This window comes from Caulobacter sp. AP07 (assembly GCF_000281955.1).
Classification (GTDB): Bacteria; Pseudomonadota; Alphaproteobacteria; order Caulobacterales; family Caulobacteraceae; genus Caulobacter.
In genome coordinates, this window is record NZ_AKKF01000013.1 from 13,055 (window position 1) to 35,549 (window position 22,495).

Sequence of the window (22,495 nt, forward strand, 5' to 3'; positions counted from 1 at the left end):
AGCGACGACGGGCGCGGCGACCGGACGGCGCCCAAACAAAAATCCCGGGCGCGGGGCCCGGGATTGATGCATTCGCCAGACTGGACGGGGGGTTTAGCCCGCCGCCGCCAGGTCGTCGCTGGTGGCGCCCAGCAAGGCCATCTGCAGGCGCGAGCGGTCGCGGCGGGCCGATTCCAGGGCGCCTTCGGCCAAGGCGGCCTCGGAGCGGATCCGTTCGATCTCGGCCTGCAGTTCGGCGACCTTGTCGTCGTGGCCGCGGCGGGTCTCGTCCTCGGACGCCTGCAGGGTCTCGAAGCGGGTGCGCAGCTGGCCGGCCCGTTCCTCGGCGCGCTTGAGCGCCTTCTCGTGGGTCCCGACCATCTTGGCCAGCTGGTCGGCGCGTTCGATGGCCGCGGCGCGGGCCGTATCGACCCCGGCGTGGCGGGCGCGCAGGTCCTCGACCTCGTCCTCCAGGTTGCGAACCCGTTCCAGGGCGCGCTCCAGGGCGACGTTGAGGTCGCCGGCCCGGCGTTCGACGGCCTGCTGCTGGGCGCTGGACTCGTTGAGCTTGGCCGAGATCTGGCCGTTCATCTCTTCCAGCTTGTCGGCGCGGCCGGTCGCGGTCTCCAGGCGGGTCTGCAAGGCCGACACCTCGGTGCGGCCGGCCTCGACCTGGGCCTCGAGGCCGCGGATGACGCGGGCGCTGTCGGCCTGGAAGGTGGCCAGGGCGTTGTCGGAGGCCAGCAGGCGGGCGCGTTCGCCGGCCACCTGGGCTTCCAGCTCGGTCTCGATGCGCGACAGGCGGGCCACGTCCGAACCGGCCTGGTCGAGCCGCTTCTTCAGGGTGGCCAGTTCCTCGACCTGCAGGGAGGCCTGCTGGTTGGCGCGGGCCAGCGAGGCCTCGGCCTCGCCGCGGCGGGTGTCGATGTCCTGGGTCTGGACGCGCAGGGTCTCGACGTCCTGGGACAGGTGCTCGCCACGCGCGGTGGCGTCGCGCAGGGCGGCTTCCAGGCCGCCGACCTTGAGGTCGGACTGCTGCAGGCCGTTGCGCAGGCGGTCGATTTCCAGGGCCCCGTCTTCCAGGGCGACGTCCAGCGCCTGGCGGCGGGCGTCGGATTCGGTCAGGGCGGCGTCGGACGCCGCCAGCTTGGCGGAAAGCTCGCGCTCCTCGGCCTGGACGGCGGCCAGTTGGCGCGCGGTCTGGTCGAAGGCGGCGCGCAGCGAGATCAGCTCGGCGTGCTCGCTGCGGCGGGCTTCGAACTCCTCGGCGACCGGGCCGCGGATTTCCGACAGCAGCGGCTCGATGGCCCGCAGGTGCTCGACCACGCGGCTGATGCTGTCCAGGCCGCCATGGATGGTTTCATAGCGGACGCCGATGGCCTGGGTGGCCTCGACCAGGCGGTCGACGCCTTCAAGCGCCTCCGGACGGTCGTTCTCGGCGGCCAGCATCACCGGCTTGACGCCGCCCTTGGTGTTGCGATCGCCCTTCGACAGCAGCCTCATCTTGCCCACCCTTTAACGACCTGCGGAACCGACGCCCATCGCGCCGATTCGGCCCCTCGACCACGCAGAATCATTTGCCCATTCGTTAACAGAGTAGCCTGCGCCCAAGTTTGATGTCGAGGTCAAGATCGCGCGGATGGCGAGAGGCGCATTGACGCATCGCCAAACGCACGAAAGCCGCCGCGCCGGCCCCGAAAGGCGGACGCGACGGCTTCGAAACGGCGTCGATGAGGGCTTAATCAACCCTAGGCGGCGGCCGATTGCTCCGGAACGGCGGGCTCGAGGCGGATCAGGTAGTCGAAGGCCGACAGCGCCGCCTTGGAGCCCTCGCCCATGGCGATGACGATCTGCTTGTAGGGCGTCGTGGTCGCGTCGCCGGCGGCGAACACGCCGGGCAGCGAGGTCTCGCCGCGATGGTCGACCTCGATCTCGCCGCGCTGGGTCAGGGCGACGCTGTCCTTCAGCCACTCGGTGTTGGGCACCAGGCCGATCTGCACGAACACGCCTTCCAGGTCGACGCGGTGAACCTGGTCGTGGTTGCGGTCCTTGTAGGTCAGGCCGTTGACCTTGGTCCCGTCGCCATGCACCTCGGTGGTCAGGGCCGAGGTGACGATGCGGACGTTGGGCAGGCTGGCCAGCTTGCGTTGCAGGACGGCGTCGGCCCGCAGCTCGCTGTCGAACTCGATCAGGGTCACGTGGGCGACGATGCCGGCCAGGTCGATGGCCGCCTCGACGCCGCTGTTGCCGCCGCCGATCACCGCCACGCGCTTGCCCTTGAACAGCGGGCCGTCGCAGTGCGGGCAATAGGCCACGCCCTTGTTGCGGTATTCGTCCTCGCCGGGGACGTTGATATGCCGCCAGCGGGCGCCGGTGGCCAGGACCACCGTCCGCGACTTCAGGCTGGCGCCGTTCTCCAGCTTGACCTCGATCAGGCCGCCCGGCGTCCTGGCGGGGACCAGGCCGACCGCCTTCTGCAGGTTCATGATGTCGACGTCATAGTCCTTGACGTGCTGCTCCAAGGCCATGGCCAGCCTGGGGCCTTCGGTGTGCGACACCGAGATGAAGTTCTCGATGCCCATGGTGTCGAGCACCTGGCCGCCGAACCGTTCGGCCGCGACGCCGACGCGAATGCCCTTGCGGGCCGCGTAGATCGCCGAGGCCGCGCCGGCCGGGCCACCGCCGACCACCAGGACATCGAAGGCGTCCTTGGTCTTGATCTTCTCGGCCTCGCGGGCCGCGGCGCCGGTGTCGAGCTTGGCCAGGATCTGCTCCAGGCTCATCCGGCCCTGGCCGAACGGCTGGCCGTTCAGCAGCACAGTCGGCACGGCCATGACCTGGCGCTGCTCGACCTCTTGCTGGAACAGGGCCCCGTCGATGGCGACGTGGGTGATGTTGGGGTTCAGGGCGGCCATGGTGTTGAGCGCCTGCACCACGTCGGGGCAGTTCTGGCAGCTCTGCGAGAAATAGGTCTCGAAGCGGAACTCGCCCTCCAGGGCGCGGACCTGGTCGAGCACCTCGGCGTCGAACTTCGGCGGGTGGCCGCCGACATGCAGCAGGGCCAGCACCAGCGAGGTGAACTCGTGGCCCAGGGGCAGGCCGGCGAAGCGGACGCTGGCGTCTCCCGTTTCGCGCTCGATGGCGAAGGACGGCGTGCGGGCGTCGGCGCGGCGCGACAGGCTGACCTTGTCCGAGGCGGCGACGACGTCTTCCAGCAGGTCGAGCATTTCGCGGGACTTGGGACCGTCGTCGAGCGCGGCGACCAGCGTGATCGGCTGGCGCAGATGGCCCAGATAGGCCTTCAGCTGGTCCTTCAGGTCGGCGTCCAACATGACGTGCTCCAATGCGTGGCGTCGCCTCGAACGGGGAGGAGGGCGGCGCGAATTTCAAAGGGGGGTGCGTTCCCCCGGCTTCGCGGGCTGGCGAAACCGGGGGAACGCGGGCCGGACTAGATCTTGCCGACCAGTTCCAGCGACGGCTTCAGGGTCTTTTCGCCTTCTTCCCACTTGGCGGGGCAGACTTCGCCGGGGTGGGCGGCGACGTACTGGGCGGCCTTGACCTTGCGCAGCAGTTCGAGGGCGTCGCGGCCGATGCCGCCGGCGGTGATCTCGACGATCTGGATCTTGCCGTCCGGATCGATCACGAAGGTGCCGCGGTCGGCCAGGCCGACTTCCTCGATCATCACGTCGAAGTTGCGGCTGATCGTGCCGGTCGGGTCGCCGACCATGGTGTACTGGATCTTGCCGACGGCTTCCGAGGTGTCGTGCCAGGCCTTGTGGGCGAAGTGGGTGTCGGTCGACACCGAATAGATCTCGACGCCGAGCTTCTGGAATTCGGCGTAATTGTCAGCCAGGTCTTCCAGTTCCGTCGGGCAGACGAACGTGAAGTCGGCCGGGTAGAAGAACACGACCGACCACTTGCCCTTCAGGTCGGCGTCGCTGACGGTGATGAACTTGCCGTTCTTGAGGGCTTCGGCCGTGAAGGGTTTGATGGCGGTGTTGATCAAGGACATGGAGTGCTCCTGCTGAATTGCGGGAGCATCCATACGGAGCGGATCGAGATAGGGCCAATCGATTAATTTATGGTCGGCGATAGGGTCGATCTATGGACACGCTGTCGGCGGTTCTTATATGGAACCCATGCTCCCCACCCTGCGCCAGCTGCAGTATCTGAAGCTCTTGTCCGAGCACGGCTCGTTCAGCCGGGCGGCCGAGGCCTGCCACGTCACCCAGCCCACCCTGTCGGCCGGGATCCAGGAACTGGAGAAGATTCTCGGCGCGCCGGTGGTCGACCGGGCCCGCTCGGGCGTGATCCTGACCGCCGCCGGCCAGGAGGCCGTGCGCCGGGCCGAGGCGATCCTGGCCCAGGCCGAGGACCTGGTGCAGGCGGCGCGCGGCGCGGGCCAGCCCCTGGCCGGGCGCTTCCGCCTGGGGGTGATCCCCACCGTCGCCCCCTATCTGCTGCCGCGCGCCCTGCCGGTGCTGCGCGACCGCTTCCCCAAGCTGCGGCTCTATCTGCGCGAGGACCTGACCCACCGGCTGATCGCCTCGCTGAAGTCGGGCGCCCTGGACGCGGCCCTGATCGCCCTGCCCTACGACATGACCGGCCTGGACTGGGCCCATGTCGAGGACGACGAACTGCTGGCCGCCGCGCCCGCCAACCACCGCATGGCGGCCTTCGAGCGGGTCGATCCCGAGAGCCTGCGCGGCGACGACATGATCCTGCTGGAAGACGGCCACTGCCTGCGTGACCACGCCCTGGCCGCCTGCGGGCTGGAGCCGCCGCCCCGTCATGGCGGCATGGGGATCGGCGAGGAGGAGAGTTTCGCGGCCACCTCGCTGCCCACCCTGGTGCAGATGATCGGCTCGGGCCTGGGCGTGTCGTTCCTGCCGTCGATGGCGGTGGCGGCCGGCCTGACCCAGAACGCGCCGGTGACCATCCGCCCGCTGGACTCCGCCCATTCCAGCCGCGAGATCGTGGTCGCCTGGCGCAACGGCTCCAGCCGGAGCGCCGAGGGACGGCTTCTGGCGCAAACCCTGCGCGACCTGCCGCCCGCCGCCCTGTCCTCCCGCCACTAGAAAGGTCTCGACCATGCGTCTCCTCGGCATCGACCACGTCGTCCTGCGCGTCCTCGACCCGGCGGTGATGGAGCGCTTCTATGTCGAGGTCCTGGGCTGCGCGGTCGAGCGCCGGCAGGACGAGATCGGCCTGCTGCAATTGCGGGCGGGGGCCCAACTGATCGACCTCGTCGACGTGGCCGGCCGACTGGGCCGGGCGGGCGGGGCGGGGCCCGGCGAGGGGGGCCGCAACATGGATCACCTCTGCCTGCGGGTCATCGATTTCGAAGTCGAGGCGGTTCGCGCCCATCTCGAGGCCCAGGGCGTCAAGGTCGGCGACGTGGGCCTACGCTATGGCTCGACGGGCGAGGCGGTCTCGCTCTACCTGTCCGACCCCGAAGGCAACGGCCTGGAGCTGCGCGCCTAAAGCGTTTTCGAGCGAAGTGGATACCGGTTCGCGTGAAGAAAACGCGCCAAGACAAAAGGCTAGAGCGCCCGGCCTGATGCCATCAGGTCGGGAAACGCTCCAGGGTGTTTTCGGCGATCGCCGCCGCGCTTTCGCCACGACCCATGGCCACCTATTGTTGCAAGGCGAAGCAGGCGAGGACCTCCCGACGATGCGATCTCTGTTGGCGTTGAGCACCGTCGCCGCCCTGGCCCTGGCCTCCGCCGCCCACGCCCAGGCCACGCCTCCCGCCCCGCCCCAGACCGTCGAGCTGTTCCCCGCCGATCCCGGCAGCGCCGTGGTCGAGGAGCTGTTGGTGGTCGCCCGGCCGCCCGGCCCGGCCCTGTGGCTGGTCGAGAAGGGCGGCGCTAAGCTCTATGTCCTCGGCTCGGCCCCGCCCCTGCCCCACCAGCTGAAATGGGACAGCCCCCGGCTCGACCGCGCCCTGGGCGAGGCCAGCCTGGTGCTGGTGCCGCCCGAGGCCTCGGTCGGCCCGCTGCAGATCACCAAGTTCGTGCTGACCGGCGGCGGCGGCGTGCGCCAGGGCATCGGCAAGAAGCTGGAAAACCGCCTGCCGCCGGACCTGCTGGCCCGGTTCGTCAGCGCCCGCGAGCGCGCCCAGCGCACGGCCGTTCCGTACAAGGACTGGAAGCCGGCCGTGGCGGGCTTCATCCTGCTGTCGGACTTCCGCCAGGCCGCCGGCCTGTCCGAGGCCAAGCCGGTCAGCACCGTCGAGCGCATGGCCAAGGCCAAGGGCGTCAAGGTCAAGGCGATGAGCCAGTATCGCCTGGGTCCGGTGCTGGCCAGCGCCGGCAAGCTGTCGGACGAGGCCAACCTGGCCTGCCTGCGCGACACCCTGACCGAGCTGGAATATGACGGCGAGCATCCCACCGACATCGGGACCGACTGGGCCAACGGTGACCTGGCCAGCGTGCGGGCCCGCTATTCGACCTCCGCCGCCCAGCGCTGCCTGCTGCGCGCCCCCGGCGGCGCGGGCCTGCTGGCCGAGCAGATCGGCCAGTCGGCCGCCGCCTTGAACGAGGCCCTCGACCGCCCCGGCGTGACGATCGCGGTCGTGGATCTGGCCTTCCTGCTGCCGGCCAACGGCGTGCTCGACCGCCTGAAGGCCTCGGGCGCCCAGGTGACCTCGCCGGCCAGCTGATGATCGGTTCCCCGGCTGGGGACAGGCCCATGGGCCTGTCCCCACGTGTGTGAAACCGGAGCGCCCCCGGGGATGAAGGACGCTCCGGCCCCGAGGCTCAGTAGGTCAGATTGCCGTTGTTGTTGCCGATGTTGTTCAGCGGCAGGCTGGTGGCGTTGCTGCCGCCGCCGGAGTTGCGGCACAGGGCCGACAGGGTGGCGCCCTGGGCGTTGGCGGTGACCTGGATGTTGCCGCAGCTCTTCTGGAAGGTGCTGGCCCCGCCGCTCTGCACCAGGTTGCCGTTGTTGTTGCCGATGCCCGTCAGGGTCAGCGACGTGCCGTTGGCCGAACCGTCGGCCCGCAGGCACATGGCGTTCAGCACCGCCTGGCTGGCGGCGTTATAGGCGAAGGTAAAGTTGGAACAGGTGTTCTGGAAGCCGCTGGCCGCCGCCGCCGGCGCCGCGGCGCCCAGCACCACGGCGGAACCGAGACCCGCCAGGACCATGGCCGCTGCTCCGGCCAGATTGAACAACTTGGACATCAATGCCTCCCTTTTGTTGACCGCTTCTGCGGCTACGCGCATGACGCGCTGTTGGAATTTAACACAACCTATAAGAGTCACAACACGCACCGACAACCGCCATCCAGCTCCATCCCGGCTGGGTATTTTGACTCTCCGCCCCTTTGCGTGCATAAGCGCGCGCTTCCGGCGCTTCATCAGCAGCGCCTCTACCGTCACGACCCCGGCCTGCTAGCGCAGGATCCATCCGGACGAGGCCGGTGAGGACCCCCATCGACGTGATCGTCCATGGGGGCTGATCGCGTTTGGGTCTTGGTTTCGGTTCAGGGTTCGACATGTTCGACGGCCTTACAGAGCGGCTCTCCAGCGTCTTCGACCGTCTCGGCGGTCGCGGTGTGCTGTCCGAAAAGGACATCGACGAGGCGCTGCGCGAGGTCCGCGTCGCCCTGCTCGAGGCCGACGTCGCCCTGCCGGTGGTCAAGGACTTCATCACCAAGGCCAAGGAAGCCGCTTCGGGCGAAGCGGTGATCCGGTCCGTGAAGCCGGCCGACCAGGTGGTCAAGATCGTCTATGACGGCCTGGTCGACATGCTGGGCGGCGAGGTCCCCACCAGCCTGAACCTGGCGCTGAACCCGCCGTCGGTGATCCTGATGGCCGGCCTGCAGGGCTCGGGCAAGACCACCACCACCGGCAAGCTGGCCCTGCGGCTGAACAAGGTCGAGCGCAAGAAGGTGCTGGTCGCCTCGCTCGACACCCGCCGGCCCGCCGCCATGGAACAGCTGGCCATGCTGGCCAAACAGGTCGAGGTCGAGAGCCTGCCGATCGTCGCCGGCCAGAGCGCCGCCGACATCGCCCGCCGCGCCCTGACCGCCGCCAAGCTGGGCGGCTACGACGTCCTGATCCTCGACACCGCCGGCCGCACCACCCTGGACGAGGCGATGATGAGCGAGGCGGCGGAAATCGCCCGCATCGCCACGCCGTCCGAGACCATCCTGGTCGCCGACAGCCTGACCGGCCAGGACGCGGTGCGCACGGCGAAAGCCTTCCACGAGCGCCTGCCGCTGACCGGCCTGATCCTGACCCGCGCCGACGGCGACGGCCGCGGCGGCGCGGCGCTGTCGATGCGCCACGTCACCGGCCTGCCGATCAAGTTCCTCGGGGCCGGCGAGAAGGTCGACGCGCTGGACGTGTTCGACGCCCGCCGCGTGGCTGGCCGCATCCTGGGACAGGGTGACGTCGTCGCCCTGGTCGAGAAGGCCGCCCAGGACCTCGACCATGCCGAAGCCGAGCGCATGGCCAAGAAGCTGGCCAAGGGCCAGTTCGACCTCAACGACCTGGCGGCCCAGCTCTCGCAGATGCAGAAGATGGGCGGCATGCAAGGCATCATGGGCCTGCTGCCCGGCGTGCAGAAGGTCAAGAAGCAGATCGCCGAGAGCGGCGTCGACGACAGCGTGTTCCGCCGCCAGCAGGCGATCATCGGCTCGATGACCAAGCTGGAGCGCAAGAAGCCCGACATCCTGGCCGCCTCGCGCAAGCGCCGCATCGCCGCCGGGGCCGGGGTCGACGTGGCCGAGGTCAACCGCCTGCTCAAGCAGCACCGCCAGATGGCCGACATGTTCAAGGCCATGAGCAAGGACGGCGGCAAGAGCATGGCCCGGATGGCCGGCATGCTCGGCGGCGGCGACATGGCCAAGCTCAAGGCGATGGGCGGCGGCAAGGTCGCCCAGCCCGACCAGAATTCCGCGGGGGGCCTCGGCGGCCTTCCGGGGCTCCCCGGTCTTCCGGGATCCGGGGGCGGCGGCGACGCCAAGCCCAACCTCCTGTCCGGTCTGGGCGGCCTGCCCCCCGGCTTCAACCCGTTCAAGAAATAGAACTCAGAACCAAGGACTACCGATATGCTGAAGATCCGTCTCGCCCGTGGCGGCGCCAAGAAGCGCCCCTACTACTCGATCGTCGTCGCCGACAGCCACTCGCCCCGCGACGGCCGCTTCATCGAGAAGGTCGGCACCTACAACCCGCTGCTCAAGAAGGACGACGCCTCGCGCGTGACCCTGAAGGTCGAGTCCATCGAAGCCTGGCTCAAGAAGGGCGCCCAGCCGACCGACCGCGTCGCGCGCTTCCTGGCGACCGCCGGCTTGGTCCAGTGGACGCACGGCAACAACCCCGAGAAGGGCAAGCCGGGCAAGAAGGCCCAGGAACGTGACGCCGAGCGCACCCAGCGCGACGCCGACCGCGTGGCCGCCGAAGCCCAGGCCAAGGAAGACGCCAAGGCCGCTGCCGCCGCCGCCGCCGAAGCGGCCGCCGCTGCTGCGGCTGAAGCCGCCGCCGCTCCGGCTCCCGAGCCGGAAGTCGTCGCCGAGGAAGCCCCGGCCGCCGAAGAGGCTCCGGCCGCTGAAGAAGCCCCGGCTTCGGAAGAAACCACCGAAGGCTAGGGCTTTCGGAAGCGCCGTCGCCGGGCCTCACCGCCTGGCGACGGCGTTTTCTTTCGCGCGCTCCGCATGACCCAGCCCCCCGCCCAGAGCCTGATCCTCGTCGGCCGCGTCGCCGGCGCCTTCGGCGTGCGCGGCGAGCTGCGAATTTCCACCTATACCGAAGACCCCCTGACCCTGACCCGGTTCAAGGCCCTGACCCGCCAGGACGGCTCGCCGGCCCTGACGGTGACGACGGCCCGCGTGGTCAAGGACGGCGTCGTCGCCCGCTGCGCCGGGGTCGACACCAAGGAGGCCGCCGACGCCCTGCGTGGCCTGCGCCTCTATGTCCCCCGCGCCGCCCTGCCCGAGCCGGACGAGGACGAGTTCTACCTGGCCGACCTGATCGGCCTGCCGGTGCGCCATGTCACCACCGACGAGCTGCTGGGCAAGATCAAGAGCGTCCAGAACTTCGGCGCCGACGACCTGCTCGAGATCGAACCGGCCCTGGGCGGCCAGACCTGGTACCTGCCCTTCACCCGCGCCGCCGTGCCGGAAGTGAAGATCGCCGACGGCGTGGTGCTGGCCGATCCGCCGGCGATGGTCGGCGAGCCGGAAGGTCCGGCGGAAGACGAAGACGACGCCGAACGGCACTACGACTGACGAGAATCTTGTCCCTCCCCACAAGGGGGAGGGAAGAAACAATACCTACTTCCGCACCCGCATCAGGCATTCCTGCGCCACCGACGCCACCAGCTGGCCGTCGCGGCTGAACATCTGGCCGCGCACCAGGCCGCGGCCCTGCGAGGCCGAGGGGCTGTCCTGGGCGAACAGGGTCCAGTCGTTGAAGTTGAACGGATGGTGGAACCACATGGCGTGGTCCAGGCTGGCGGCCTGCAGGCCGGGCGTGGTCCAGATCAGGCCGTGCGGCCGCAAGGCGCTTTCCATGAAGGCCATGTCCGAGGCGTAGGCCAGGGCGGCCTGCTGCAGGCGCACGTCGTCGCCGAGCGGGGCCTTGGCCCGCATCCAGACCTCCTTGGTCGAGGACTTCGGCGTCGGCTTGGTCGGGTGCTGCGGATCGACCCAGCGCAGGTCGATCGGCCGCGGATATTCGGCCATCTTCACGAACCGGGGGTGCACGTCCTCGCCCAGCGAGCGCAGGTACTCCGCCTCGGTCGGCAGGGATTCCGGATCGACGGCCGACGGCATCGGCGCCTGGTGCTCCAGGCCTTCCTCCGGGGTCTGGAACGAGCAGGCCAGATTGAAGATCTGCTCGCCGTGCTGGATCGCCGCCACCCGGCGGGTGGTGAAGGTGCCGCCGTCGCGGGCCCGCTCGACCTCGTAGAGCACCGGGGCGTTCACATCGCCGGGCCGGATGAAATAGGCGTGCAGCGAGTGGCAGACCCGTTCGGGCACGGTCCGGTAGGCCGCCATCAGCGCCTGGGCGATGACCAGGCCGCCAAAGATGCGAGGGAAGCCGTCATTGGGGCTGATCCCACGGAACAGGTTCACCTCGATGGCTTCGAGGGCGAGGATGTCGGCGAGGTTTTCGGGCGTGCGCATGGCGGTTCGTTAAGCGCCAGCGGGCGGCGGGGCAAGTCGCGACCTTGCGTCAGGGCGATGCGCTCCCCATCGTTGCGCGATGGCCACGCCCTATCCGCCGCCCTTTCCGCCGATCGTCCACCACCCCGCCTTCCGCGCCGAGATGCCGGCCGGCCACCGCTTTCCGATGGACAAGTTCTCGCGCCTGGCCGCCGTGCTGGAAGCCGAGGGCGTCGCCGGTCCGGACGGTTTCATCCGCCCCGAGCCGATCGACCTGGACAGCCTGCTTCTCGTCCACGACGCGGCCTATGTGCGCGGGGTCGTCGAGCTGAGCCTGCCCGCCGACGTCGTGCGCCGCATCGGCATGCCCAACACCGAGTCGGTCGCCGCCCGGGCGAGAGCCGCGACCGGCGGCACCTTGGCGGCCGCGCGCCTGGCCCTGGAGCACGGAATCGCCTGCAACACCGCCGGCGGCAGCCACCACGCCCAGGCCGACACTGGAGCCGGCTTCTGCGTGTTCAACGACGTGGCGGTGGCGGCGCGGCGACTGCAGGCCGAGGGCGCGGTGCGCCAGGTGCTGGTCGTCGACCTCGACGTCCACCAGGGCGACGGCACGGCGCGGATCTTCGAGGGCGACCCGTCGGTCTTCACCTTCTCGATGCACGCCGAGAAGAACTTCCCGGCCCGCAAGGCGGTCAGCGACCTGGACATCGACCTGCCGGACGGCATGGGCGACGAGGCTTATCTGAAGGCGCTGTCCGGCGTCCTGCCGGAGTTGCTGGCGCGCGTGGCGCCCGATCTGGTGTTCTTCAACGCCGGGGTCGATCCGCACGCGGACGACCGGCTGGGGCGTCTGAGTTTGAGCGACGAGGGGCTCGCGCGGCGCGAGGCGTTCGTCCTGGGCTCATGTCTGGAAAGGGAGATCCCCGTGGCGGGGGTGATCGGCGGCGGATACGACGCCGACATCGATCGATTGGCGCATCGTCACGCCTTGCTCCACCGGGCGGCCCGCGAGGCTCTGAGAGCCTGAAGGGGACGCGATCCCGGTGAAGCTACGCGGCGATCACTCAGAAGCTCGTGGAGATGGAGCCGGCGATCACGACGAGGGGCAGAAGGGCCAGAACCAGGCTGGCGAAACCGGCGAAGCTGTTGGTGGTGAAGGTCATTGTCTTGGTTCCCTGTTGGTCCGGCGCGCCGTCCGCGTCCGGTGATCAGGGGTATAGGCCCGCGGGATGATGAACACCCGTTACCTTTGCGTCATGAAGCGTTTTTAAGAAACGTTATCTCGGAAACATCGCATTACATTGGTGTAATGTAGTCATTATTGGCCAGTTTCAGGGCATTTATCTCCTTCCACTCCCGCATCTCACCAACCGACGGCCGCCAGCGGGGGCTCGGGCGAAAAACGTCACCCGCCAACCACGACCTTTGCGATAGTTGTCCAGGATACGCCCTTATAGCTTGCCATCCTCAAGCCATCGCGATTAGCGTCGCGCGGGGACTTTGGGGGAGGCGACCATGCCCGGCATCACTTTCGACATCACCACGGACGGACCCGCGCAGAAGACCGGCACGCGGTGGAAAGCCCAGCGGAAGGGATCGGCGGACGCGCCGTTCGTCGTCGCCCAGACCGTGTCGTTCTCCGACGGCGACGGACCGCACAAGGGCCTCTACCAGACCCGGGTCCTGAACGAGATCCCGGCCCTCCGCTACGATCGCCATGCGTCGGAGGCCTTCCTGGGCCCCTGGGCGCATTTCATCTGGCCGACCGTGGTCGCGGAGTCCGGCGGGCATCACCTGCTGTTCAACACCTATGACCGGGCCCGCTTCACCTTCGGCTTCTACCAGCTGGCCGCCCACACCCCGGGCGACAACCTGATCCTGCTGTTCCGCGAACTGCTGACCCTGCCGACCGCGGCCAGCTACTTCCCCGACCTGTCGCTGAAGAACGGCAAGGTCCAGCGGACCGACGGCGCCAGCACCTTCTCGCTCGAGGCCATCACGGCGGTGCACCGCCCCAACGGCAAGGTTGAGGACCAGCTGTTCACCTTCATGACCTTCCTGAATCCCAACACCCTGGAGGCGGGGCCGACCGAGGCCACGAACGCGGCCAAGCTGATGCACTGGCTGTTGAACGACCCCAAGGCGGTGGAGGCCTCGATCCGCGTCGCCTTCGGGATCATGAAGGGCAAGATCGCCGCCGCGGCGACCACCTTCAAGCTGAAGGGCAAGGATCCCCGGCTGGCCATCTGGGTGTCGGACATCCGCCACCAGGGCCGGGGCGGCCCGGACGCGATCCGCGCGGCGCTCGCCCAGCCGACCCTGGCCGACCAGCTGACCGCCCTGTCGCTGATCGGCAGCGGCAACAAGGACTATGACGGCCGCCGCAAGACGGTGAAGGACAGGATCGCCGACCTGCAGACCGAAGGTGTCTTCGCCGGCGTCACCCTCGGCGACGCCAAGCTGCCGCTCTAGAGCCCCGACCTGATTGCATCAGGCCGCGTCTCTAGATTTTTGCTTTGGCGCATTTTCTTCACGCGAACCGGAAGCCACTTCGCTCGAAAACGCTTCTAGTCTTCCGCCGACGTCAGCAGGAAGTGGCCGCGCAGGGCGGCGATCGGCATGGCGCGCTGTTCCTGCCAGGCCTCGACATGGACGTTGGCGATCCGGCGGCCGACCTTCTTGATCTGGGCCCGGGCGAAGGTGGTCAGCGGACGGCCCGAGCGCAGGTACTCGATCGACACGTCGATGGTGCGCGGCTGGCGCTTCAGCGGCTCGGCCACCGACAGCTGGGCCAGGGCGGTCATCTCCATGAAGGCGCCCAGCACTCCGCCATGGATGGCCGGCAGCATGGGATTGCCGACGATGTGGTCGGAGAACGGCAGGATGGCGGTCATCTCGTCGCCGGCCAGCTCGGCCCGCATGCCGATGAAGCGGGCATAGGGGATCGACGACAGCATGGCGGTCAGGCGGTTGTCGGCGTCGCTCATGCCTTGTCCCCCTTGCGCGGCGGCTTGAAGTTGGCGCCCGGCTTCTTGCCGGCGCTGGAGTCGAGCATGAAGGCGGCCTGGGCGGCGGCGACCGGGTCGTCGGGGTCGTCCTCATAGGCCACGGCCCGGACGAAGGCCACCGAGCGGGTCACCTTGTAGCAATGGGCCCGGGCCAGCACGTCGCGCCCCGGCTGCGCCGGCCGCATGTAGTCGATCCGCAGGTCGAGCGTGGCGATCGAGGTCCATTCGCTCAGCGCCGCGTGCACCGCCTGGCCGCTGGCGTGGTCGAGCAGGGTGGTGACCACCCCGCCGGCGATCACCCCCGTCTCGGGGTCGCCGACGATCTCCGGTCGGTAGGGGACCTTGAGGATGGCGACCGCATTGCCGATCTCCAGGGTCTGGAACCCCAGGGCCCGCGCCTGCGGACTGCCCTCGTTCATGGTGTTGGCGATGAGGCGATGCTGTTCGTCGCTGCTGATATCGTGGCTCATGGGGATAGGTTTATAGCCAGCCGTGTCGCCATATCCACCGTGATGAAACCGCAAGACCTGCTCTGTCCGAAGCCCGGCGGTCTCTATTGCCCGCCCGGGGACTTCTACATCGACCCCAATCGCCCCGTGGACCGGGCGGTGATCACCCATGGCCACGCCGACCACGCGCGGGCCGGCCATGGCGGCGTGGCGGCGACGCCGGAGACCCTGGCGATCATGGCCGAGCGCTACGGCGAGGACTTCGCCGGCCGGCGCACGCCCCTCACCTATGGCGAAAGCTTCACCCGCGATGGCGTCGAGGTCTCCCTGGTCCCGGCCGGCCACGTGCTGGGCTCGGCCCAGGTGGTGGTGCGCTGGAAGGGCATGACCATCGTGGTGTCGGGCGACTACAAGCGCCGCCGCGACCCGACCTGCGCGGCCTTCGAGCCCGTGCCCTGCGACGTGTTCGTGACCGAGGCCACCTTCGGCCTGCCGGTCTTCCGCCACCCCGACGACGCCGGCGAGATCGCCGCCCTGCTGAAATCGGTCGAACAGTTCCCCGAGCGCTCGCACATCGTCGGGGCCTACGCCCTGGGCAAGGCCCAGCGGGTGATCAGGCTGCTGCGCGAGGCCGGCTGGGACAGGACGATCCACGTGCACGGGGCGATGGAGCGGCTGAACCGGCTGTACGAGCGCCATGGCGTCGACCTGGGACCTCTGGCGCCCGCGACCGCCGGGACGAAGAAGGACTTCGCGGGCGCGATCGTCGTCGCCCCGCCCTCGGCCCTGGCCGACCGCTGGTCGCGGCGCTTCCCCGACCCCGTCGACTGCTTCGCCAGCGGCTGGATGCGGGTGCGGGCCAGGGCGCGGCAGCGCGGCGTGGAACTGCCGCTGATCATCTCCGACCATGCCGACTGGGACGAGCTGACCGCCACCCTGGGCGAACTGCGGCCCGGCGAGGTGTGGATCACCCACGGTCGCGAGGAGGCCCTGGCGCGCTGGTGCGAGCTGGAGGGGATACCGGCGCGGGCCTTGCGGCTGGTGGGGTATGACGAGGACGAGGGGGAGTGAGTAGGATCAGCGAAACCCCCTCACACCACCTTGAACGTCGCCCGGGCCCGCGCCACCGGCTTGCCGTCGGCCCGCACCGTGGCCTCGGCGAAGCACAGGCTCTTGCCGGGCTTGATGAAGTCGGTGTCGAACTCCAGCCATTGGCCCAGCTTCGCCGCGCTCAGATAGTCGACGCCGAGCGAGACGGTGATGAAGCCGCCATACGCGATGCCCTCGCGCTTCAGGCGCACGCCGCAGGACAGGCCCATGGCGTTGTCGGCCAGGGCGGCGATCAGGCCGCCGTGCGGGTTTCCCCGGGAATTGGTGTGCGGTTCGCGCACCTCCACGGCCAGCACCCAGCGATCTTCGCGGACGTCGGCATAGATCGGCTCCCACGGCGTGGTCAGCGGGCTCCGGCGCGTGTGGGGCGCGAAGGGGGTCGGCGGTTGGAAGGTCATGGTCCGTCCTCTCCGGGCAAGTCAATTCAAACAGATGTTTGAATTGACCGCAAGGGAGAAGCCCATGCTAGCGTTCGCCACGAACGGGGGAGCGGCATGGCCAGGCGATCGAACGGCGCGTTGAAGCTCGACGACGACAAGGTGGTCGAGACCCTCGATCACCTGCGCGCCCGGGTCGCCGAGCGATTCCCGGCCTCGGGCCTGGCCGAGGTCTGCGGCCAGCTCACCGCCACCGCCCGGGTCACGGCCCAGCGCGCCCGGCGGCTGTCGCGGCCCTATCTGGGCCTGCGCGCCCTGGTGGCGGCGATCGTCGTCGGCGCGGTCGGGCTGGAGACGGCGCTGATCGCCCGGCTCGACTGGCTGGCCAGCCTGCGCGGCGCCAGCACCCTCAGCCTGGCCCAGGGACTGGAGCCGGCGGTCAATCTGGTGCTGCTGTCGGGCGCGGCCATCTGGTTCTTCGTGTCGCTGGAAGCGCGCTGGAAGCGCTCGCGCGTGCAGAAGGCCCTGCACGAACTGCGGTCGTTCGCCCACGTCATTGACATGCACCAGCTGACCAAGGACCCGACCCTGGTGCTGGGCCCGCGCACCGCCTCGTCGCCGGTTCGCGAGATGAACCGCTTCGAGCTGGCCCGCTATCTCGACTACTGCGCCGAGATGCTGGCCCTGACCGCCAAGCTGGCGGCGCTCTATGCCGGCGAGAGCAGCGACCCGGTGGTGATCGCCGCCGTCAACGACATCGAGACCCTGACCTCCGACCTCGGCCGCAAGATCTGGCAGAAGATCATGATCCTGGGCCAGCTGGACGAGACCCGGGCGTCCTGAGTCGGCCGCGCGAACACCAAGATTACACCTGTCAATTTTCTGCTGGCGCGAGACGCACGACCTGCTAGCGTGGCCTCAGGAACCGTAAGGGTGGAACCGTCATGCGTGCTGTCACTCTGGTGATCATGAGCGTCGTCCTGGCCGGCTGCAGCCGCATGAACGCGCCGGCCGAGAACTATTCCGACGCGGCCGTCATGATGGAGGCGCCGCCTGCCGTGGCCAAGGCGGCCAGCAGCTCAACGGCGCCGGTGACCCAGGACGCGCCGTCCACACCCTCCGGGCCGATGATCGCCTATGACTATACCGACACCATCTGGGCCCCGTCCGGACGGATCAAGGCGCTGATGGACGCTCACCAGCAGGCCTGCGTCGCGGCCGGACCCGCCGCCTGCCAGGTGATCGGCTCCAATCGCAGCGGCGCGGACGGCGGCGTGACGACGGCGATGCTGTCGCTGCGCGCCTCGCCGGCCTGGATCGCCAAGCTGCGCGGCGGCCTGGACGCCGACGCCAAGGCGGCCGGCGGGCGGGTCACCGCTTCCCAGGTCACCAGCGAGGACCTGACCCGCTCCATCGTCGACGGCGAGGCCCGGCTGCGCGCCCAGACCGCCCTGCGCGATCGCCTGCAAAAGCTGCTGGCCGAACGCCCGGGCAAACTGGCCGAACTGCTGGAAGTCGAACGCGAACTGGCGCGCGTGCAGGGCGAAATTGACTCCGCCGTGTCCACCTTGGCCGTGATGAAGACCCGGGTGGCGACCTCGGCCCTGACCTTGAACTACGAATCCGGCGCGGTGACGCGGCCCACCGGCGCCTGGGCGCCCCTGGCCCAGGCCTTCGCCGATGTCGGCGCGATCCTGGCCCGGTCTTTGGCCGGCCTGGTGCTGTTCATCGCCTGGGCCGCGCCCTGGATTCTGGTGCTCGGTCTGCTGATCTGGGCGCTGCGCAAGCGTCTGCCCCGCCTGGGTCGCAAACCTCCGAAAACCCCGGACTAGCACCAAGCGCCTCTCGCGCGTTGAATGGCGACCATGCGCGCCTTCGCCCATCTTCTCGACCGGCTGTCCCTGACGAGCGCGCGCAACGCCAAGCTCACCCTGATCAAGGATTTCCTGCGCGAGACCCCCGACCCCGAGCGCGGCTGGGTGCTGGCCGCCCTGACCGGGGCCCTGTCGTTCAGCGCCGCCAAGCCGGCCTTCATCCGCAAGGCGGTCGAAGCGCGGATGGACGCCCAGCTGTTCGCCTGGTCCTACGACTATGTCGGCGACCTGGCCGAGACCGTCGCCCTGGTCTGGCCGGCCAGGCCCGGCGCCAACCGCGAGCCGGACCTGTCGGAGGTGGTCGAGGCCCTGCGCGCCGCCTCGCGGACCGAGGTCCAGCGGCTGATCGAGGGCTGGCTCGACGCCCTGGACCCCGACGGTCGCTGGGCGCTACTGAAGCTGATGACCGGCGGCCTGCGGGTCGGCGTGTCGGCGCGCCTGGCCAAGCAGGCCTGCGCCGACTTCGGCGGGGTCGAGATCGGCCAGGTCGAGGAGGTCTGGCACGCCATGACCCCGCCCTATGGCGACCTGTTCGCCTGGCTGGAGGGGCGCTCGGCGCAGCCCTCGCCCGACGCGCCGGGGCGCTTCCGGCCGGTGATGCTGGCCCAGGCCATCGACGAGGCGGCGGATTTCGCCAGGCTCGACCCGGCCGATTACGCCGCCGAGTGGAAATGGGACGGCATCCGCGTCCAGGCGGTCAGCGAGCGCGGTACGAGACGGCTCTACACCCGTACCGGTGACGACATCTCGGCGACCTTTCCCGACGTGCTGGACGCCCTGACCTTCGAAGGCGCGATCGACGGCGAGCTGCTGGTCATGCGCGACGGCGCGGTGGCCAGTTTCGGCGACCTGCAACAGCGGCTGAACCGCAAGACCGTCGACGCCAGGCAGCTGTCGGCCTTCCCGGCCGGGATCCGCGCCTACGACCTGTTGCTGGACGGCGAGACCGACCTGCGCGGCCTGCCCTTCGCCGAGCGCCGCCAACGGCTGGAAGCCTTCGTCGCCCAAATTCCGACTGGGGGGGCCGCCAGCCCGCGCATCGACCTGTCGCCGATCCAGCCCTTCACCGCCTGGGAGGACCTGGCCGCCCTGCGCGCCCAGCCCCCCGAAGGCGATCCCGCCGTCGCCGAGGGACTGATGCTCAAGCGCTGGGACAGCGTCTACGAACCCGGCCGCCCCAAGGGGCCATGGTTCAAGTGGAAGCGCGACCCGCGCCTGATCGACGCGGTGCTGATGTACGCCCAGCGCGGCCACGGCAAGCGGTCCAGCTTCTATTCCGACTACACCTTCGGCGTCTGGCAGGAAGATGAAACCGGAGGCCGGCGCCTGACCCCGGTCGGCAAGGCCTATTTCGGCTTCACCGACGAGGAGCTGAAGCGGATCGACAGGTTCGTCCGCGACCACACCGTCGAGCGCTTCGGCCCGGTGCGGTCGGTGCGCGCCGACGGGGACTTCGGCCTGGTGTTCGAGGTGGCGTTCGAGGGACTGCAGCGCTCGACCCGGCACAAGTCCGGCGTGGCCATGCGCTTTCCGCGCATCAACCGCATCCGCTGGGACAAGCCGTCACGCGAGGCCGACGAGCTGGCGACCCTGGAGCGGATGCTGGACGGCTAGTGGCCCAGGCCCGCGCCCTCCGCCACCGGGCCGGCTCCGGCATGGAACATCCGGCCCTTCTCGGTGGCCAGCACGGCCAGCAGGCCGGCGACGCCGAAGCCGGCGAAGCCCAGGGTCAGGGGCACGGTCGTGCCGTCGAACAGCTGGCCGATCCAGAAGCCGAACAGCGCCCCGCCGATGGTGGTGATGAAGCCCTGCACCGAGGCCGCGGTGCCGGCCAGGTGGCCCAGCGGCTCCATGGCGATCGAGCCGAAGTTCGACATCACCAGGCCAAAGCAGAACATCATCCCCGCCTGCAGCAGCGAGAAGGTCCACAGCGTCTCGTGGCCGCTCAGGGCCACCAGGGCGTGGACCACCGCGAAGGCGATGTAGCCGACCAGGGCGGTGTGCGAGACCAGCCGCATGCCCAGCCTGTCGACGATGCGGGCGTTGATCAGCGACGCGACGGCGATGCCCCCGGCGATCCCCGCGAAGATCAGGGGGAACGCCTTGCCCGCCCCCAGCACGTCGACGAACACCTGCTGGGCCGAGTTGAGGAAGCCGAACAGCCCGCCCAGCACCAGGGTGGAAGCGATCGTGTAGCCGACGGCCACGCGGTTGGTCAGGCACTCCCTGAAGGCCGCCAGCACCGGGGCGGGCGTCAGGGGCACGCGGTCCTCGGGATGCAGGGTCTCGGGCAGCTTGACCGCCGACCAGACGATCACCGCCAGGCCGAAGATCGACAGGACGCCGAACACCCACGGCCAGGGCGCGACCAGCAGGATGGCCTGGCCCACCGACGGCGCGATGATCGGCACGCCCAGGAAGACGATGAACGACAGCGACATCACCCGGGCCATCTGCCGGCCGCTGTAGCAGTCGCGGACGATCGACACCGACAGCACCCGCGTCGCCGCCGCCCCGACCCCGCACAGGGCGCGGGCGGTCAGCAGCATCTCGAACGAGGTGGCGAAGGCGCAGGCGGCGGCGAACACCACATAGATCGCCAGGCCGACCAGCAGCACCGGCTTGCGTCCGAAACGGTCGGCCAGCGAACCATAGACGATCTGGGCCGCGCCGAAGCCCAGCAGATAGGCGGTCAGGATCCACTGCCGCTCGTTGTCGGTCGCCACGCCCAGGGCGTCGCCGATCTGCGGCATGGCCGGCAGCATCGAGTCGATGGCCAGGGCGTTGGTGGCCATCATCGCCGCGATCAGGGCGACGAACTGGCCGAAACCCATGCCGGGATGGGGTCCGGGACGGGCGACGGCTGAAGTGGAGGACATGACGCTCTTTCGCTGGCCGGAAACGCCGAAGCGCCGGCGGGCGCGAGACGCGATGGCCGCCATATAGGCGGCCGTCGCGCGTGCGCCAAACGCCGTGTCGGTTCTAGGTCCCCATCAGGAACTGGATGCTGACCGTTTGGTCGTCGCCGACCTTCGAGGCCGCCTCCTGCGACTGGCCGACGCTGGCCACCCGCAGCAGGGGCTGGGAGCCCGCCTGGCCGACCGGGGCGTTGCGCAGGGCCGCCAGCAGGGGCTGGGCGGCGGTCAGGCCCTGGTGGAAGGCGGCGGCGCGTTGCAGGGCCAGGCTGGCGGCCCGTTGCCCTTCGGGCGTGAAGGCGTCGAGATTGGTCTGGCTGACCACATTGACCATCGCCAGCTTGGATCCGCCGGCCTCGCAGCCGGTCCCGGCCGGCGCGCCATAGCCCAGGCAGGGCAGGCGCCGCGCCAGGGTCTGGGCGACCTGCCCGGCGATCCGTTGGCCGTCCGGCGACAGGGTGGCCGAACCGGCCAGGAACAGCTGGTCGGCCTTGAAGGCCAGGGTTCCGTTCGAGGGGTCGCCGTTGATCGGCGCGCCGGCGTCGCGCAGGTCGGCCTCGAGCTGGTCCATCAGCAGCCGCTGGGCGTCCGCGGTCGACACGCTCTGGGTCGGAACCTTGGACGGCGGCGCGAAGGAGAAGCAGCGGCGCTCGCCCGCGGCCCCGCCGCCAGTCTCGCTGAGCACCGTTTCCGGCACGCACAGCACCCGCGCCTGGTAGTCGACCTCCAGGTCGGCCTGGCGCCGCGTCAGGTTGGCGGCGGTCTGCAACAGGGCGGCCGTTTCCGGCTGCTTGGCGCTGGTCAGCCTGGTGGTGGCCGAGCGAAACTCGAAGGCGAAGTAGCTGAGCATGATGATGAAGATGAAGATCACCCCGACCATCATGTCGGTCATCGACACGTAGTAGCTCTCGCCCTCCTCGACATCGACCGTGCGGCCGCGCTTGCGGCGCATCAGGCCACGCCCGTCCGCGGCAGGGCCGGCGCCGAAGTGCGGCTCAGGGCCGCCTCGATCCGGGCCAGGGTGGCCAGTTGCTCCAGCATCACCTTCTCGGGCGGCGCGAAGCGGACACAGGCGTCAAGCAGGGCGAAGAAATGGGCCTCCAGCCCCTCGATCACATGGCGACGCCGGCGCGCGGCCAGGCGCAGGATGATCGAGGCCAGAACCCCGGCGATCGAGGTCCAGAACTTGGTGGCGGCGATGGTCAGCAGGTTGACCAGGGCGCCCTGCATCGCCGCGCCGCCGCCGGGGCCCATGGCCGAGGTGGCTTCGGTCAGCGCCGCGACGATGCCCATGAAGGTGATGACCAGGCCGATGGCGACCATGATATTGGCCCACCATTCCAAGGTTCGGGCCGGCGCGTCGGAATGGTCGAAGGCGTCGGCCGCGTGGATCGCCGCCGCCAGCCGGCCGTCGTCGGTGGACGTCAGCTGGCTGCGGTAATGCGCCCAGCCCAATTCCAACACGGGGTTGGCGACGCTGCTGAAACGCTTGTCGATCGCGTCGAAGGCCTCGGAAAAGGCCTTCTGGCGATCACCGCGCAGATCCTCCAGCAGATCGGTGCGCCGGCGAAAATCCTGGCGCAGAGGGCTGTATTCGAAATGGCCCGACTGAAAGATCAGCCCGACAGCGAAGACGAGGATGGGGCCCGCCCTGTCCGACGCACCGC

23 protein-coding genes are annotated in these 22,495 nt (G+C 69.5%); 12 read left to right on the forward strand and 11 right to left on the reverse strand.

Annotation, left to right across the window (positions count from 1 at the left end; genetic code table 11):
* Positions 1 to 93: 93 nt before the first annotated feature.
* The 3 genes from PMI01_RS01280 to ahpC all read right to left on the reverse strand — a co-directional run bounded on the left by PMI01_RS01280 (position 94) and on the right by ahpC (position 3,991).
* Positions 94 to 1,482, reverse strand: a complete 1,389-nt coding sequence (locus PMI01_RS01280) for a hypothetical protein (protein WP_007661933.1) — start codon at positions 1,480 to 1,482, stop codon at positions 94 to 96.
* Between the two features lie 245 nt (positions 1,483 to 1,727).
* Positions 1,728 to 3,311, reverse strand: a complete 1,584-nt coding sequence (ahpF, locus tag PMI01_RS01285) for an alkyl hydroperoxide reductase subunit F (protein ID WP_007661935.1) — start codon at positions 3,309 to 3,311, stop codon at positions 1,728 to 1,730.
* A gap of 116 nt (positions 3,312 to 3,427) precedes the next feature.
* On the reverse strand, positions 3,428 to 3,991 hold the full coding sequence (gene ahpC / locus PMI01_RS01290; protein ID WP_007661937.1) for an alkyl hydroperoxide reductase subunit C: 564 nt from the start codon (positions 3,989 to 3,991) through the stop codon (positions 3,428 to 3,430).
* A 127-nt stretch (positions 3,992 to 4,118) separates the two neighbouring features.
* Between ahpC and PMI01_RS01295 the strand changes: the two genes are divergently transcribed.
* The 3 genes from PMI01_RS01295 to PMI01_RS01305 all read left to right on the forward strand — a co-directional run bounded on the left by PMI01_RS01295 (position 4,119) and on the right by PMI01_RS01305 (position 6,643).
* The gene (locus PMI01_RS01295; RefSeq protein ID WP_035033892.1) at positions 4,119 to 5,057 is read left to right on the forward strand and encodes a hydrogen peroxide-inducible genes activator; all 939 of its coding nucleotides are present in this window, start codon (positions 4,119 to 4,121) and stop codon (positions 5,055 to 5,057) included.
* Between the two features lie 13 nt (positions 5,058 to 5,070).
* Positions 5,071 to 5,463 carry a VOC family protein gene (locus tag PMI01_RS01300; protein ID WP_007661947.1) on the forward strand — a complete coding sequence of 131 codons (393 nt, stop codon included), beginning with the start codon at positions 5,071 to 5,073 and terminating at the stop codon, positions 5,461 to 5,463.
* A gap of 190 nt (positions 5,464 to 5,653) precedes the next feature.
* Positions 5,654 to 6,643, forward strand: coding sequence for a TraB/GumN family protein (locus PMI01_RS01305; RefSeq protein WP_007661948.1), 990 nt, complete (start codon positions 5,654 to 5,656; stop codon positions 6,641 to 6,643).
* A 97-nt stretch (positions 6,644 to 6,740) separates the two neighbouring features.
* Here the strand turns inward: PMI01_RS01305 and PMI01_RS01310 are convergent, their stop codons facing one another.
* Positions 6,741 to 7,163 (reverse strand): CVNH domain-containing protein, encoded by a 423-nt coding sequence (locus PMI01_RS01310; RefSeq protein WP_007661950.1) that lies wholly within the window; start codon positions 7,161 to 7,163, stop codon positions 6,741 to 6,743.
* A 314-nt stretch (positions 7,164 to 7,477) separates the two neighbouring features.
* Between PMI01_RS01310 and ffh the strand changes: the two genes are divergently transcribed.
* The 3 genes from ffh to rimM all read left to right on the forward strand — a co-directional run bounded on the left by ffh (position 7,478) and on the right by rimM (position 10,213).
* Positions 7,478 to 9,013: a signal recognition particle protein gene (gene ffh / locus PMI01_RS01315; RefSeq protein ID WP_007661952.1), complete on the forward strand. Its 1,536-nt coding sequence runs from the start codon at positions 7,478 to 7,480 to the stop codon at positions 9,011 to 9,013.
* A 24-nt stretch (positions 9,014 to 9,037) separates the two neighbouring features.
* Positions 9,038 to 9,574, forward strand: coding sequence for a 30S ribosomal protein S16 (gene rpsP / locus PMI01_RS01320; RefSeq protein ID WP_007661953.1), 537 nt, complete (start codon positions 9,038 to 9,040; stop codon positions 9,572 to 9,574).
* Between the two features lie 66 nt (positions 9,575 to 9,640).
* A complete protein-coding gene (rimM, locus tag PMI01_RS01325) occupies positions 9,641 to 10,213 on the forward strand; it encodes a ribosome maturation factor RimM (RefSeq protein ID WP_007661955.1) in 573 nt (190 codons plus the stop codon).
* A gap of 45 nt (positions 10,214 to 10,258) precedes the next feature.
* On the opposite strand, the gene PMI01_RS01330 is transcribed toward rimM, so the two are convergent.
* Positions 10,259 to 11,113, reverse strand: a complete 855-nt coding sequence (locus PMI01_RS01330; RefSeq protein WP_007661957.1) for an acyl-CoA thioesterase — start codon at positions 11,111 to 11,113, stop codon at positions 10,259 to 10,261.
* A 79-nt stretch (positions 11,114 to 11,192) separates the two neighbouring features.
* Here PMI01_RS01330 and PMI01_RS01335 point away from each other — a divergent pair, with 79 nt between their 5' ends.
* Positions 11,193 to 12,122, forward strand: coding sequence for a histone deacetylase family protein (locus PMI01_RS01335; RefSeq protein WP_007661959.1), 930 nt, complete (start codon positions 11,193 to 11,195; stop codon positions 12,120 to 12,122).
* 488 nt (positions 12,123 to 12,610) lie between these two features.
* Positions 12,611 to 13,567, forward strand: a complete 957-nt coding sequence (locus PMI01_RS01340) for a hypothetical protein (protein WP_007661961.1) — start codon at positions 12,611 to 12,613, stop codon at positions 13,565 to 13,567.
* Positions 13,568 to 13,662: 95 nt separating this feature from the next.
* Here PMI01_RS01340 and PMI01_RS01345 read toward each other — a convergent pair whose 3' ends face one another.
* On the reverse strand, positions 13,663 to 14,082 hold the full coding sequence (locus PMI01_RS01345; protein ID WP_007661962.1) for a PaaI family thioesterase: 420 nt from the start codon (positions 14,080 to 14,082) through the stop codon (positions 13,663 to 13,665).
* Positions 14,079 to 14,561 carry a PaaI family thioesterase gene (locus PMI01_RS01350; protein WP_157223643.1) on the reverse strand — a complete coding sequence of 161 codons (483 nt, stop codon included), beginning with the start codon at positions 14,559 to 14,561 and terminating at the stop codon, positions 14,079 to 14,081. Before PMI01_RS01350 ends, PMI01_RS01345 begins: the two co-directional genes overlap by 4 nt.
* Positions 14,562 to 14,615: 54 nt before the next feature.
* On the opposite strand from PMI01_RS01350, the gene PMI01_RS01355 reads away from it, so the two are divergent.
* The gene (locus PMI01_RS01355; RefSeq protein WP_007661964.1) at positions 14,616 to 15,623 is read left to right on the forward strand and encodes a ligase-associated DNA damage response exonuclease; all 1,008 of its coding nucleotides are present in this window, start codon (positions 14,616 to 14,618) and stop codon (positions 15,621 to 15,623) included.
* Positions 15,624 to 15,643: 20 nt separating this feature from the next.
* Here PMI01_RS01355 and PMI01_RS01360 read toward each other — a convergent pair whose 3' ends face one another.
* On the reverse strand, positions 15,644 to 16,060 hold the full coding sequence (locus tag PMI01_RS01360; protein ID WP_007661965.1) for a PaaI family thioesterase: 417 nt from the start codon (positions 16,058 to 16,060) through the stop codon (positions 15,644 to 15,646).
* 96 nt (positions 16,061 to 16,156) lie between these two features.
* Here PMI01_RS01360 and PMI01_RS01365 point away from each other — a divergent pair, with 96 nt between their 5' ends.
* The 3 genes from PMI01_RS01365 (at position 16,157) to PMI01_RS01375 (ending at position 19,527) form a co-directional block, all read left to right on the forward strand.
* Positions 16,157 to 16,882 (forward strand): hypothetical protein, encoded by a 726-nt coding sequence (locus PMI01_RS01365; protein WP_007661966.1) that lies wholly within the window; start codon positions 16,157 to 16,159, stop codon positions 16,880 to 16,882.
* A 101-nt stretch (positions 16,883 to 16,983) separates the two neighbouring features.
* Positions 16,984 to 17,871 (forward strand): DUF4349 domain-containing protein, encoded by an 888-nt coding sequence (locus PMI01_RS01370; protein ID WP_007661967.1) that lies wholly within the window; start codon positions 16,984 to 16,986, stop codon positions 17,869 to 17,871.
* Positions 17,872 to 17,895: 24 nt separating this feature from the next.
* Positions 17,896 to 19,527 (forward strand): cisplatin damage response ATP-dependent DNA ligase, encoded by a 1,632-nt coding sequence (locus PMI01_RS01375; RefSeq protein WP_007661968.1) that lies wholly within the window; start codon positions 17,896 to 17,898, stop codon positions 19,525 to 19,527.
* Here the strand turns inward: PMI01_RS01375 and PMI01_RS01380 are convergent.
* The 3 genes from PMI01_RS01380 to PMI01_RS01390 form a co-directional block, all read right to left on the reverse strand.
* The gene (locus PMI01_RS01380; protein WP_238536983.1) at positions 19,524 to 20,792 is read right to left on the reverse strand and encodes a multidrug effflux MFS transporter; all 1,269 of its coding nucleotides are present in this window, start codon (positions 20,790 to 20,792) and stop codon (positions 19,524 to 19,526) included. The genes PMI01_RS01375 and PMI01_RS01380 overlap by 4 nt on opposite strands.
* 103 nt (positions 20,793 to 20,895) lie before the next feature.
* Positions 20,896 to 21,780 (reverse strand): hypothetical protein, encoded by an 885-nt coding sequence (locus tag PMI01_RS01385; protein WP_007661970.1) that lies wholly within the window; start codon positions 21,778 to 21,780, stop codon positions 20,896 to 20,898.
* Positions 21,780 to 22,495: hypothetical protein (locus tag PMI01_RS01390; protein WP_007661971.1), on the reverse strand; the 716-nt coding region annotated here is incomplete at its 5' end. The genes PMI01_RS01385 and PMI01_RS01390, both read right to left, overlap by 1 nt.